The following is a 13,210-nucleotide window of genomic DNA, read 5'->3' as shown; positions in this document are numbered from 1 at the left end:
TCGGCTTATGCATAATGTCTATTAAGAATATTCGCCTAAGAAAACTGCTTAAGCTTTTGTACATGCCTCAAAAAGAAAGACAAAAGCTTCTGCGTGACGATATCCGTTCTGATAAGGCGAAGGAGGCAGGAGTCTCCAGTGGGGGCGGCGATTTTCACGGGCCATTTTGGAGAGCCGTACGCCGTCATGTAAACGAAGAAGGGGACATAGAGGACCTTGTTGCCGAATCCATCCTGAAAAACGAAAGGCGGAAGCGGTTATATCCACTGCTCCAGCGCGGCTTTCTGGTTTGGTGGAATGAGAAACGCCGTTGGGTCAATGAGCCGTTCGAGGCAGAAGAGATCTCTGGATTTGAGTTCAGTGTGGCCTCTCCCTTGGCTAAAATTCGCGTCGAGAATCTGATGCCTCCGTCTCCGCGATAAAACCCACCGTGTGATATATCCATATTTCAGCGAAATACCGGCCTTAACTAAGGAAGCCGCACGGCTTGGGTTGTATATATTGCGCGAGGCAATTGAAGGTTTTCCAGAAGAGGATATTAGAATATTTGATGTTTTGCGTAGCAATAGTTTTTCTATTGGTGATGTCCCGTTTCAGGGGGATGAGCCAGATATCCTTTCTGCGCGCTACCAAGCGCTCGTTTCTGAATGGCAAAAACTGAAAGAAGAATATCCCTAGAGGGATGAGGTGCGGGTCGCCAGCCGAAGCGGTCATGGCGACCCGAGTTGCTCTTAAGCGGTCATTGCTAAGAACTATTCGTCTTTTTTGGCGAGATCGCCATGGCGCGTCCAGATCGAGCCGTCGATCTTGCCGGCGAGCTCCGGGTAGAAGTCGTTGTCGAAGACCGGCTCCTGGCCCGATTTCTTCTGCTTGAAGTAATCGTGCGTGAGCTTGGTGACCGTCCCGGACAGGGCGACGATGGCGATGAGGTTGATGGTGGCCATCAAGCCCATGGACGCATCGGCCGTGTGGAAGACGGTGCGGACCGATTGCAGCGAGCCCCAGATGACCATCAAGAGCGCGGCGACGCGCAGGACGGTGAGCCCTCCCTTGCCGCCGAAACCGAGGAAGGTCATGGCGTTTTCGGCATAGGAGTAATTGCCGAGGATGGAGGTGAAGGCGAAGAAGAAGATCGCCACGGCGACGAAATAGACGCCCCAATCGCCGATATGGGCGGAGAGCGCGTTCTGCGTCAGCTCCGTTCCCGTCACCTCCTGGCCGGGCGTGTAGACGCCGGACAAGAGGATCATCAGCGCGGTCGCCGAACAGATGAGGAGCGTGTCGATGAAGACACCGAGCGCCTGCACCATGCCCTGGCTGGAGGGATGATGCGGGTCGGGCGTGGCGACGGCGGCGATGTTCGGCGCCGAGCCCATGCCCGCCTCGTTGGAGAAGAGGCCGCGTTTCACACCGTTGAGCAAGGCCGCGGCGATGCCGCCGGTGACGCCGCCTGCGACTTCCTCGAGCCCGAAGGCGCTTTTGACGATGAGCGCCAAGACCCCCGGCAATTCGGCATAGTGCACGATGAGCACATAGAAGGCGACGATGAGGTAGGCGATCGCCATGAACGGCACGACGATCTCGGCCACCCGCGCCACCTGCCGGATGCCGCCGAAAATGACGAGACCGGACAGAAGCGCGAGGCCAAGCCCGATCCACAGTTTCGGAATGCCGAAGGCCGCCTCCACCGCATCGGCGATCGAATTCGCCTGCACGGCATTGAAGACGAGGCCGAAGGAGAGGATCAGGAAGACCGAGAAAAGTCCGCCGAGCCATGGGAGGCGCAGGCCGCGGGCGATGTAGAAGGCGGGCCCGCCGCGATAATCGCCCTCTTCGTTGCGCACCTTGTAGAGCTGGGCGAGCGTCGATTCCGCATACGCCGTCGCCATGCCGACGAGCGCCACCATCCACATCCAGAAAATGGCGCCCGGTCCCCCGAGGGTCAAAGCGACGGCAACGCCGGCGAGGTTGCCGGTGCCGACGCGCGAGGCGAGCGACACGGTGAGCGCCTGCAAGGGCGAAATGCCGGCTTTGTCGCTGGAGCGCGAGCCGCGCACGACGCGCAGGAACTCCGGAAAATGACGAAACTGAATGAAGCCGAGCCTGAGGGTGAAGAACACCCCGACGGCCAACAAGCCGTAGATGAGAACGTAGCTCCACAAAATGTCGTTGGTGAAATCGATCACAGCGTCCAGCATCCCAACCCCTCGCTGAATGAGCCTCTTTTCGAGCCCGAAAAACCTGCCTGGCGCAGAATTTCTTAGTTTGCAAAGAAGGTAAGTTTCGACGGCGGTGTGAGTTGCTTGGAAAAAGATATAATGATGATAAAAACTGCAGAGTTCCGAAGAACGGCGGGGGTTTAAGGCGTGCCTGGAAGCCAATACTGCATGGCCAAGTGACTGATCGGCAAAGGTTTGATCGTCGAAGCGCGGCCAAAGGTCCGGCGCGAGAACGGCCCCGTTCGTGAGGTCGTGAAACGGCGAAAGAATCGTCCTAGTTTGCCGCCATGTCCTACCGCATCGTTCTCATCGATTTCGACGGCACGCTGGCCGACACCCGCCAATCGGTCGTCATCGGTCTGCGCCAGACGCTGTCAGAGCGCGGCTTCGACATGCCGGACGGGCAGAAGATCAAGGAGGTGATCGCGGCGGGCCTGTCGCTCGATCAGGCCGTGGCCGTCCTGGTGCCGCAATTGGCGCCGGACGAGATCTCACAGTGCGTTGTGGCCTATCGCGACAAGTATCCGGCGATCGATGCTGAACATACGCAGCTTTTTGAGGGCGCGCACGAGACGCTCGCGGCCTTGAACGCCGCGGGAATGGCGGTCGTGGTCTTGTCCAACAAGGGTGTGAGAGCCATCGAGGCGACGCTCGACCGCTTTGAGATCGAGGTGAGCGCCATCATCGCCGCCGAGCCCGGCGCGCCGATGAAGCCCGATCCGGCGGTCTTTCATGAGCGGGTCGCGCCGCTTTTCGGCGCGCGGCCCCTCGGCGATTATCTGATGGTCGGCGATACGCGGGCCGACCTCGCCTTTGCCAAAGCGGCCGGCATCGCCGCCTGTTTCGCCCGCTACGGCTATGGCGATGTGTCAGACTGCCTGACGCTCGCGCCCGAGCATGTCATTGCAACGCTCGGCGAGCTCAAAACGCTCGTCTGCGGGCCGACTGTGGTGACGGAAAAGGTGTGAATGCGGTCTGCCCGCCCCGCAGGCCGTTCAAGTCAGTTGCAGCGTTTGATGACGAAGGTGAAGACGTCGCCCTCCGTGCGCGATTCCATCAGTTCGTGGCCGCTCGTCTGACAGAAATCCTGGAAGTTTCTGACGGTGCCGGGATCTGTCGCGACGACTTCGAGCGTGCTGCCGGAGGGCAGCTCTTCCAAGACTTTCCTGGCGCGCAAGAGCGGCAGCGGGCAATTGAGCCCTTTCGCGTCGAGAACCTGATCAGCCATGTTTTCCTCCCGCCTTCCGGGCGCAATACCGACCAGGCGCAATGCTGGCCGGGCGCTTTGCCGGTAAGAATCAAATGGCCCCCGGCAAGGGGGTTGCCGACGTGACGCAATGGCACAGCGTGCCGTTTTCTCTGTTTGGATGGGTGCGGCGCAGGCGCGAAAGGCCGCGGAGAGCGCCGGTTTTCTGCGGGAGGCAGCGCAGAGCGCGTCAGGCGTGTGCGATGGCGGCCAGATCGATGTCGGCGATCAAAGGTAGGTGATCGGAGGCGCGCCGCCCGGCGGGGTCGACGAAGCTCTTTGCGATGAGGCCGGCGGGGCGCCCATAGATCCGGTCGAGCGACAGGAGCGGCAGATGCGCCGGAAAGGTTCGCTCCGGCGTGCGCTCGGGCAGGGCCTGAAGGAGAACCTGCCGCACGGCGCCGCGCCACTGCCATTCGTTGAAATCGCCGAGCATGATGGTGGCCGAAGCTTCCGGACGCGTGATCTCGGCGGCGAAGCTCGCCTGATGGCGCCTTTCGGCAAAGCCGAGCCCGAAATGCGCTGCGATGACATGCAGCCGGCCGCCGGGGGCATCGACGAGTGTGTCGATGACGGCCCGTCTCTCACGGCCTTCCATGGAGATGTCGTGGGTGCGGGTGCCGGTGAGGGGAAAGCGGCTGATCAGCATGTGGCCGAATTCGCCGTCGGGCGCGATGATCGTCTTGGCATGCGTCGCATAACCACCAAGCCCGTCGGCGAGATCGTCGAAGGCGGAGATCGCCTCGGCTGCGCTGCGGCGGGAATCGACCTCCTGCAGCGCAACGACGTCTGGGTCGTGCGCCGCGACGATTTCTTTGACGCGATCGAGATTGCGCCGTCCGCCCCAGGGGGCGCCGCCATGGATGTTCCATGTCATGACGCGCAGCCGCGTCCTGGATCCCGGCTTTTCTGTCGTTTCGGAAGGCTCTCGTGTCTGCACCTGGGCATACGCGGGGCCGGGCGCTGCGGTTCCGGCCGAGATCCCGGACCTAGCCGCTTTTGCCGCGCCCGTGCGGACTGCCCTTGCGCCTGATGCGCCCGAAGAGGGCGATCGGACCGCGCGGATCGAACAAACGGGTGCCGGGCATCAGCTTCTTTGCGCCATGCGTCTTCACCTCGGGGAAATCGATGAGGCGCTTGTCGTGCGTGTCGAGCCGGTCGATCGCCTTGACGAGGGTCCCTTCTTCCTCATAGGCGCGCGCCACAGCCTCCGGCGTGCAATCGAGATGTTCGGCGAGCAGCCGGTCGCGCAATTTGCGGATGACTTTCCGGCAATCCTCGTCATGGGCTTCGATGGCGAGATCGCATTCCTTGTCGAGGCCGGTGGAGCGCCGATTGAGGTTGGAGGAGCCCACCCGCAGCAGCCGGTCGTCGATGATGAGAACCTTGGCATGCACCATGATTTCCAGGCGCGGATCGACGGAGGCCACTGGATGATAGATGCCGAAGCGGCCATGACGGTCGCACTGGCGCATGCGCCGGATCATGCGGTTCAGGTTGCCGCCCATGAACCAGCCTTCAATCATGCCCTGATTGGCCCGCGTGATGACGGCGACGACCTCCGGCCCGTCCTTTTCGGCAAGCCGCTCTTCGAGAATATCGCCGACCTTGTCGTCTGAGAGATACTGGTTTTCGATATAGATCGTATCGCGCGCGGATCTGAGGGCATCGAAGGTGAGGCTCTCGATCTCGCGCACCTCGCGGTCTTTCTCGATGGCGGGCACGGTGCGGGCGATGCCGATGTCGATATCGCTGAAATCCGGCTCAAGATCTTCCGGCCAGAGATCTTCGATGCCGCCTGATCTGCCGTCTTCGGGCAGGTTTTCCGCCGACGGAACCGCCGCTTTCTCCTCCGTCGCCGCCTCCCAATGACCGCGGGCGAGCTCGGCGATCGAGCGGGAGACGGGGCCGTCGACCATCATCATCATATCGTGGATCGGATCGTACGAATTGCCGGTCACCGTCTGCCTCGCCGGCTCCTCCGGCTTGTGGCGGCTCGTATCCCAGCGGTTGATGGTGAGATCGATGCCGCCGACGAAGGCGAGCACGCCGTCGATGACGACGATCTTGCGGTGCTGCACGCCATAGGCCGGGTGATGGTTGTCGAGATGTAGCGCGATGCGCGGATGCTCTTCCCAATCGGCGCCGACGATGAGCGGCAGGGCGGCGCTGGGCGTGTGCACCGGCGACAGGTTCCAGATCAGGATCTGGACCTGAAGCGTCTCCTTTTCCTCCACCAGCGAGCGCAGCAGCGTGCCGAGCGTTTCGCCGTCTTCCTTGTCGGGGCGCAATTGCGCGCTCGCGTCGAAATCCCAGCCGATGATCAGGATCGAGTGCTTTGCCTTGCGCAACGCCTCGTCGAGACGGTGGAAATACGCGGCACCGTCGATGAGGAGGCTCGCACGCCGCGCCTTGTCGATACGCCAGCAATTGTGTCCGGGCTCCAGGATGGGTGCAAACGAGCTTGCGGACTGCCTGGCCCCGTCATCCGGAGATGGGCGGGCACGGGACATGTCGGTTTCGGTCGAGCTTTGCGGCAAAGGCATCCTCGAAAGCTTGAAAAATTGTGCTGATACGCACCTCATCTGCGGCGCCAAGAGATGAACGCAAGGGGCCGCGGTTCGATCCTGGCGACTTTGCCGCGGTCTTGTGGGCTGCAGAGATCTCCTCGCTCTGCCGAAGCTCCTGCAATGTCTCGGCAAATTGCGGTTGCTGGGTTTTGGGCGCGAGATTTGGAGGCGGGCGGGTTTGCTTTCCCGATGCGGCTCGTGATGGAATGGGCCAACAGCAATTGAGGAGAATGCCGATGCGAGGTCTCTGGCGAACCGCCCTGTTCGGGCTTTGCGCGCTTGCTCTTGCCGCCGGTTTCGTGCCGAGCGCCGAGGCGCAGACGCCCCCGAATGTTCTCATCGTCGGGCAGATCGCCGAGCCGAAATCGCTCGATCCGCATGCCGTCACCGCGTCGAACGATTTCCGCATCCTCGTCAATCTCTATGACGGGCTGGTGCGCACCAAGGACGGAACGCTGGAGCCGGAACCGGCGCTGGCGAAATCCTGGGAGGTGAGCGAGGACGGGCTCACCTACACCTTCCATCTGCGCGAGGGCGTGACCTTTCACGACGGCACGCCGTTCAACGCCGAGGCGGTGAAGTTCAATTTCGAGAGAATGCTCGACGAGGACCATCCCTATCACGACACGGGACCCTTCCCGCTCGCCTTCTTCTTCTCCTCCGTCGACGAGATCACGACGCCCGACGACATGACGGTGGTCTTCAAGCTGAAGGAGCCTTATGCGCCCTTCCTCTCCAATCTCGCCTATCCGACGGGGCTCATCGTCTCGCCCGAGGCCGTGAAGGAATACGGCAAGGATGTCGGCCGTCATCCGGTCGGAACGGGTCCCTTCAAATTCGAGACCTGGGATTCCAACACCCGCGTCGTGCTCTCCCGCAACGACGATTACTGGGACGGGGCACCCTCGCTCGAGGCCGTCGTCTTCCGCCCGATCACGGATGCCAATACGCGCATCGCCGAGATGCTGTCGGGCGGTATCGACGTGATGGTGGAAGTGCCGCCGGACAACCTTGCGACGTTTGCCGACGATCCGACCTTCAAGGTCTACGAGCAGGCGGGGCCGCATCTCTGGTACGTCATCTTGAACACCAAAGAGGGGCCATTTGCCGATAAGCGCGTCCGCCAGGCGGTGAATTACGCCATCAACAAGCGTTCGCTCGTCGACAACGTGTTGCAGGGGACCGCCGAGGTCGCGGCCGGGCCGGTGCCGCCGGCTTTCGCCTGGGCGCACAATGACGACGTGAAGCCCTATCCGTACGATCCCGAAAAGGCGAAGGCGCTCCTGAAGGAGGCAGGCGTCGAGAAGGCGGAGCTCACCTTCTACGTGACGGAGGGAGGCTCCGGCATGCTCGATCCCGTGCCGATGGGCACCGCCATCCAGGCCGATCTCGCGAAAGTGGGGCTCGACGCGAAGATCGAGAGCTATGAGTGGAACACGTTCCTGGCGCAGGTGAATCCGGGATTGGAAGGCAAGGCCGACATGGCCGAGATGGCCTGGATGACCAACGATCCCGATACGCTGCCTTATCTCACCTTGCGTTCCGACGCGCTGCCGGACGAGGGCGGGTTCAACTCCGGCTATTATTCCAACGAGAAGGTCGACGAGCTTCTGGAGAAGGCCCGCCGTGCCACCGATCAGGACGAACGCGCCAAGCTCTACAAGGAGGCGCAGGTGATCATCCACGATGACGCGCCGTGGATCTTCATCGCCAATTGGAAGCAGAACGCCGTGACGACGGAAAGGGTCGGAGGCTTTTCGCTGCAGCCCTCCTTCCTGTTGCATCTGAAGGACGTGACGAAGCAGTGAGGCGCGTCGCAGTCGGCGGGGGAGGGCGGCGATGATCGGCTATATCGGCCGGCGGCTTCTGGCCGCCATTCCCGTCCTCTTCGGCCTGTCGATCATCGTCTTTCTGATCATCGCGGCGATCCCGGGCGATCCGGCGACGGCGATCCTCGGCTCCTATGCGACGCCTGAGAATGTCGAGCGATTGAACCGTCAGCTCGGCCTCGATCGTTCGCTGCCGGAACAATATCTCGTCTGGATCGGCAATGTGGTGCAGGGCGATTTCGGGCGCTCCTATTCGCTCAACCGGCCGGTCATCGACGAGGTGCTGGAGCGCTTTCGCGCCACGCTGATCCTCGCCGGCACGTCGCTCGTTCTGTGCTCGATCTTCGGCCTTCTCGCCGGCATCGTTTCGGCCGTGCGCCAGTTCGGCTGGACCGACCGCATCATCACCTTTCTGGTGCTGATCGGCATTTCCATTCCCTCCTTCTGGCTCGGGCTTCTCCTCATTCTCATCTTCGCCGTCGATCTCCGCTGGCTGCCGGCAAGTGGCATGGAGGCGATCTATGGCGGCGGCGGGCCGCTCGATCTCGCAAAGCATCTGATCCTGCCGGCGACGACGCTTGCGGTCGTGGCGACCGGCGTGATCGCGCGCATGACGCGCGCCTCGATGCTGGAGGTTCTGCGCCAGGATTATATCCGCACCGCCCGCGCCAAGGGCTTGTCGGAGCGGCGGGTGATCTATCGTCACGCCTTCAAGGCGGCGCTCGTCTCCGTCATCCCGGTGATCGGCATTCAGGCGGGTTTCGTGCTCGGCGGCGCCGTCTACATCGAGACGGTGTTCCAGTGGCCGGGGATCGGCGACATGCTGGTGAAGGCGATTTCGACCCGCGACGTGCTCCTCGTTCAGGGCGGGGTGTTCGTGGTGGCGGCGAGCTACGTGCTCTTCAATCTCGCCGCCGACGTCGTGCAGGCGATGCTCGATCCGAGGCTGAAGCCATGAGCGTTGCGGAAGAGACCGGCGAAGAGGCCGCGCCCGCGGCAGCCGCACGTTCGTCCAGGCCCGCCTCCTGGCGGCTTCTCGCCAACAACCGGCTGGCGGCTCTGGGCCTCGTGCTTCTCAGCCTCGTCGTTCTGGTGGCGCTGGCGGCTCCGCTTCTGCCGCTTGCCCCGCCCGACGCGACGGCGCCGGCCGAACGGCTGCAGCGGCCGCTCGCAGAGGGGCATCTTCTCGGCACCGACCATCTCGGCCGCGATATTCTTTCGCGCCTCGTCTGGGGGACGCGGATCTCGCTGGCCGTCGGCATCTCCGCCTCGCTGATCGCCGCTTTCTTCGGCTCGCTCATCGGGCTTGTCGCCGGCTATGCGGGCGGGCGCACCGACCATCTGATGATGCGCGGCATCGATATGCTGATGGCGTTTCCGTACATTCTCCTGGCGCTCGCCATCGTCGCGGTTCTGGGGCCGGGGCTGTTGAACGCGCTTTATGCGATCGCCGTCGTCAACATCCCTTTCTTCGCCCGCAACATTCGCGGCATCACGCTGGGGCTCGCGCGCCGCGATTTCGTCGAGGCGGCGAAGCTCTCCGGCAAGGGACCGATCCGGCTCGTTGCGACGGAGATTTTCCCGAACGTCCTGCCGACGATCGTCATCGCGCTCTCGACCACCGTCGGCTGGATGATCCTGGAGACCGCGGGTCTCTCCTTCCTGGGGCTCGGGGCGCAGCCGCCGCAGGCCGATCTCGGCTCGATGCTGGGCGAGGGAAGGAAGCTCCTCTTCACCGCGCCTTACGTGTCGATCATTCCGGGCGTGATGATCTTCATCATTGTGATGAGCATCAATCTTCTGGGCGACGGCATCCGCGACGTGCTCGACCCGCGCCTGCGCTCCGGCGCCCTCGCTCATCCCTCGGCGCGCACGCAGGTGAAGCGGCGCAACGTGCCGGAGATGCCGGCGGAGCAGGACGGCGCGCTCGATGTTGTCGGGCTTCAAACCGAGTTTTCGATCGGGCGTGACGTCTTTCGTGCCGTCGGCGGGGTCGATCTGAGGCTCGGCAAGGAGGAATGCCTGGGGCTCGTCGGCGAATCCGGCTCCGGCAAATCGGTGACGGCTCTGTCGATCGCAAGCCTCGTGCCCTCGCCGCCGGGCGCCATCGTCGGCGGACGGGTGATGCGCGAGGGACGCGACGTGCTCGAAATGCGCGACGGCGAGCTCCGACGCCTGCGCGGCGGCGAGATCTCGATGATCTTTCAGGACCCGCTGTCGAGCCTGCATCCGCTTTTCACCGTCGGCGACCAGATCGCCGAGGCGGTGCGCGCGCATCAGCCTTTGAGCCGCGCTGAGGCCTGGGCGAAAGCGGTCGACCTTCTCGCCGCCGTGCAGATCCCGAACCCGAAAGAGCGGGCGAAAAGCTATCCGCATGAGCTTTCGGGAGGCATGCGCCAGCGTGTGGCGATCGCGATCGCCCTCGTCAACGAGCCGGAGGTCTTGATCGCCGACGAGCCGACGACGGCGCTCGACGTCACCGTGCAGGCGCAGGTTCTGAAGCTTCTCGACGATCTGCGCCACGAGAAGCACACCGCCGTCCTCTTCATCACCCATGATTTCGGTGTCGTGTCGGAGATCTGCGAGAGGGTGGCGGTGATGTATGCCGGGCGCATCGTGGAGATGGGGCGGACCGAAGAGGTGCTCGACGCGCCGGCGCATCCCTATACGCGCAAACTCATCGACTGCGTGCCGCTTCTCGACGATCCCGACAGGCGGCTCGATGCGATCGAAGGCCTGCCGCCGCCGCTCAACCGGCTGCCCGAAGGCTGCGCCTTCGCACCCCGCTGCCCGCGGGCGCAGCCCGATTGCCGGGCCGGCGACATCCCGCTCGCCGAGGTGGCGCCGGGGCGGATGGCGCGCTGCCTCTATCCGCTCGTCGAAGACGCGGATGCCCCTGCGGACGCCCATGTGGACGCCCATGCGGAGGCGGGGCAATGAGCGCGCTTTTGGAAATGACGGGCGTCAAACGCTTCTTCGGCGGCGGCCGCACCCTGTTCGGCGCGGCACGCCCGCGCGTGCATGCAGTTCAGGGCGTCGATCTTGCCGTGAAGGAGGGCGAGACGCTCGGAATTGTGGGCGAATCGGGCTGCGGGAAGTCGACGCTCGCGCGCATGCTCGTTGGCCTCGACCGGCCGTCGGAAGGCGAGATCACGCTCAAAGGCACGCCGCTCACCAGCTCTTTGGAGACGGCGCGCAAGATCCAGTATCTCTTCCAGGATCCGGTTGCCGCTCTCAATCCGCGCAAGACCATTCGCGCCATTCTGGAGGCGCCGATGATCCATCTTCTCGGCATGAAGAAGGAGACGCGCAAGGCGCGGATGGACGAGCTGATGGAGGCGGTCAAACTCTCCTCCGATTTCCTCGACCGCTATCCGCACGAATTCTCCGGCGGTCAGGCGCAGAGGATCGGCATCGCCCGCGCGCTCGCGGCAGAAGCGGAGATCATCGTGCTCGACGAGCCGGTGTCCGCCCTCGATGTCTCGGTGCAGGCGCAGGTGCTCAATCTTCTGGAGGATCTGAAGGGGCGGCTCGGCCTCACCTATGTCTTCATCAGCCACGACCTCTCCGTCGTCGGCAATGTCTCGGACCGGGTGGCGGTCATGTATTTCGGCCGCATCGTGGAGATCGCCGAAACCCGCGAACTCTTCCGGCGCCCGCGCCATCCCTATACGAAGCTCCTCTTTGATGCCGCGCCGGTGCCGGGGCAAAGGCGCATCCGCCGCGAGGTGGAGCTTGCCGAGCTGCCCGATCCTCTGAACCCGCCGCCGGGCTGCGCCTTCGCGCCCCGCTGTCCCCATGCGCAGGCGAAATGCCGGGAGGTCTTGCCGACGCTCGATGTCGACCGGCCCTCGCCGACACAGGCGGCAGCCTGCTTCTTCCCGATCTCCGAGACACCCGCCGAGACGGCGCGCGAAACCGCCTGAGCGGGCGGTCCTCACTCCCAGTTTTGAACGCTTCTGCAAATGCGTGGCGAAAGCGCGCATTAGCCCTCCGTCGCATTGGAGGGCCTCTCAGATCATAATATGAGAATAAAAGTCAGGATGAGGTCGGGCGGCCGAGCCGACCTGCGCATGCGCATCGTCAGCCAGCCGCCATCGTTGCAAAGCCCTTTCGGAAAGGACGCGATCGTGAAGGTTCGCCACGAGATGAAAATCGGAGCCGTTATCGCCGCGGCGATCGGTTTCAGTGTCACGCCGGCTCTGGCGCATACGCCGCTTTTCTCCTGCTACGACAATGGTGACGGGACCGTCCTCTGCGAGGGTGGTTTCTCCGATGGCTCCTCGGCCTCCAACGTGCCGATCAAGGTCAAGAATGCGGACGGGGAAACCGTTGCCGAGGGCAAGATGGACGAGAACTCGGAGTTCGAGTTCGACAAGCCGGACGGCACCTATTCCGTCCTCTTCGACGGCGGCGAGGGCCACCAGATCGAAGTCCCGGGCGACGAGATCGTCGAATAGCGAAGCAATGCGGAGAATGACGATGAAGGCGATCTTATTCGCTCTTGCCGCCTCTGCGGCTTTTGTGGCGAACCCGGCGCTGGCGCATTTCCAGCTCGTCTATACGCCCGAGGTGAACCTGGAAAAGCCCGGAGATCTGCCGCTCAAGATGATCTTCTGGCATCCGATGGAAAACGGCCATGCCATGGATATGGGCGAGCCGGAGGAGTTTTTCGTGGTCTTCAAGGGCGAGAGGCAGGACCTCGCTCCGACGCTTGAGCCGATCACCTTCCACGGCGCCGAGAACGAGGCGAAGGCCTTCGAGGCGACCGTGCCGGTGAAGCGCAACGGCGATTACATCTTCGCCCTGGTGCCGGCGCCCTATTACGAGCAGAGCGAAGACATCTACATCCAGCAGCTGACGAAATCCTTCGTCAACAAGGGCGGCATTCCGACCGGCTGGAACGACCCCGTCGGTCTGCCGACCGAGATCGTGCCCCTGAACAAGCCGACCAACATCGTCGCCGGTTCGACCTTCTCCGGCGTGCTTCTTTCCGATGGAAAGCCGGTGCCGGGCGCGGAGATCGAGATCGAGTACATGGCGGCAGAGCCCGATATCGATGCCGACAGGCCGGGCGAGCCGACCGCCTCGCCGATGCCGGGCGGCGCACTTGTCGCGGTGACCGATGCCGATGGCGAGTTCACCTTCGGCGTTCCGAAGGCCGGCTTCTGGGGCTTTGCGGCGCTCGGTTCCGGCCCTGTCACCGAGCATGAGGGCAAGGAATTGAGCCAGGATGCGGTCATCTGGGTGCGCGCCTACGACCTCAACTGAAAATGATGTCCTCCCCGCCGCTTTGCCGGCGGGGTGGACGGTTCTGAGGGAAAACGGGTCGAGGATCGATATGAA

13 protein-coding genes are annotated in these 13,210 nt (G+C 63.2%); 9 read left to right on the top strand and 4 right to left on the bottom strand.

All coding sequences use genetic code 11. From position 1 onward, the window contains the following. Positions 1-14: 14 nt before the first annotated feature. Both NYQ83_RS08070 and NYQ83_RS08065 read left to right on the top strand, forming a co-directional pair. Positions 15-422 carry a hypothetical protein gene (locus NYQ83_RS08070; RefSeq protein ID WP_261213835.1) on the top strand — a complete coding sequence of 136 codons (408 nt, stop codon included), beginning with the start codon at positions 15-17 and terminating at the stop codon, positions 420-422. A 10-nt stretch (positions 423-432) separates the two neighbouring features. Beyond that, positions 433-678 carry a hypothetical protein gene (locus tag NYQ83_RS08065; protein WP_261213833.1) on the top strand — a complete coding sequence of 82 codons (246 nt, stop codon included), beginning with the start codon at positions 433-435 and terminating at the stop codon, positions 676-678. 74 nt (positions 679-752) lie between these two features. Here the strand turns inward: NYQ83_RS08065 and NYQ83_RS08060 are convergent, their stop codons facing one another. After that, positions 753-2,195 carry an alanine/glycine:cation symporter family protein gene (locus NYQ83_RS08060; protein ID WP_261213999.1) on the bottom strand — a complete coding sequence of 481 codons (1,443 nt, stop codon included), beginning with the start codon at positions 2,193-2,195 and terminating at the stop codon, positions 753-755. Between the two features lie 311 nt (positions 2,196-2,506). Between NYQ83_RS08060 and NYQ83_RS08055 the strand changes: the two genes are divergently transcribed. Next, complete coding sequence (locus NYQ83_RS08055) at positions 2,507-3,187, top strand: HAD family hydrolase (protein WP_261213831.1); 681 nt, start codon at positions 2,507-2,509, stop codon at positions 3,185-3,187. A gap of 32 nt (positions 3,188-3,219) precedes the next feature. On the opposite strand, the gene NYQ83_RS08050 is transcribed toward NYQ83_RS08055, so the two are convergent. The 3 genes from NYQ83_RS08050 to NYQ83_RS08040 form a co-directional block, all read right to left on the bottom strand. Next, positions 3,220-3,447, bottom strand: coding sequence for a sulfurtransferase TusA family protein (locus NYQ83_RS08050; RefSeq protein ID WP_128292162.1), 228 nt, complete (start codon positions 3,445-3,447; stop codon positions 3,220-3,222). A gap of 208 nt (positions 3,448-3,655) precedes the next feature. After that, positions 3,656-4,342, bottom strand: coding sequence for an endonuclease/exonuclease/phosphatase family protein (locus NYQ83_RS08045; RefSeq protein ID WP_261213828.1), 687 nt, complete (start codon positions 4,340-4,342; stop codon positions 3,656-3,658). Positions 4,343-4,454: 112 nt separating this feature from the next. Next, positions 4,455-5,978 (bottom strand): phospholipase D-like domain-containing protein, encoded by a 1,524-nt coding sequence (locus tag NYQ83_RS08040; protein WP_261213827.1) that lies wholly within the window; start codon positions 5,976-5,978, stop codon positions 4,455-4,457. A 293-nt stretch (positions 5,979-6,271) separates the two neighbouring features. Here NYQ83_RS08040 and NYQ83_RS08035 point away from each other — a divergent pair, with 293 nt between their 5' ends. From NYQ83_RS08035 to NYQ83_RS08010, 6 genes are all read left to right on the top strand, one after another. After that, complete coding sequence (locus NYQ83_RS08035) at positions 6,272-7,843, top strand: ABC transporter substrate-binding protein (RefSeq protein ID WP_261213825.1); 1,572 nt, start codon at positions 6,272-6,274, stop codon at positions 7,841-7,843. Positions 7,844-7,874: 31 nt separating this feature from the next. Then, positions 7,875-8,822: an ABC transporter permease gene (locus tag NYQ83_RS08030; protein ID WP_261213823.1), complete on the top strand. Its 948-nt coding sequence runs from the start codon at positions 7,875-7,877 to the stop codon at positions 8,820-8,822. After that, entirely contained in the window at positions 8,819-10,804 is a 1,986-nt protein-coding gene (locus NYQ83_RS08025) for a dipeptide/oligopeptide/nickel ABC transporter permease/ATP-binding protein (protein ID WP_261213821.1), read from the top strand. Before NYQ83_RS08030 ends, NYQ83_RS08025 begins: the two co-directional genes overlap by 4 nt. Then, positions 10,801-11,790, top strand: a complete 990-nt coding sequence (locus NYQ83_RS08020) for an ABC transporter ATP-binding protein (RefSeq protein ID WP_261213818.1) — start codon at positions 10,801-10,803, stop codon at positions 11,788-11,790. The genes NYQ83_RS08025 and NYQ83_RS08020 overlap by 4 nt, the downstream gene beginning before the upstream one ends. Before the next feature lie 204 nt (positions 11,791-11,994). After that, complete coding sequence (locus NYQ83_RS08015; RefSeq protein ID WP_261213816.1) at positions 11,995-12,324, top strand: hypothetical protein; 330 nt, start codon at positions 11,995-11,997, stop codon at positions 12,322-12,324. 22 nt (positions 12,325-12,346) lie between these two features. Further along, positions 12,347-13,135 (top strand): DUF4198 domain-containing protein, encoded by a 789-nt coding sequence (locus NYQ83_RS08010; RefSeq protein ID WP_261213814.1) that lies wholly within the window; start codon positions 12,347-12,349, stop codon positions 13,133-13,135. The last annotated feature ends 75 nt before the right edge of the window (positions 13,136-13,210 follow it).

Origin of the sequence: Afifella sp. JA880, assembly GCF_025379905.1 — a bacterium.
Classification (GTDB): Bacteria; Pseudomonadota; Alphaproteobacteria; order Rhizobiales; family Afifellaceae; genus Afifella; species Afifella aestuarii.
The sequence above is the reverse complement of the archived record's forward strand: the minus strand, read 5'-3'. Positions and strand labels throughout refer to the sequence as shown.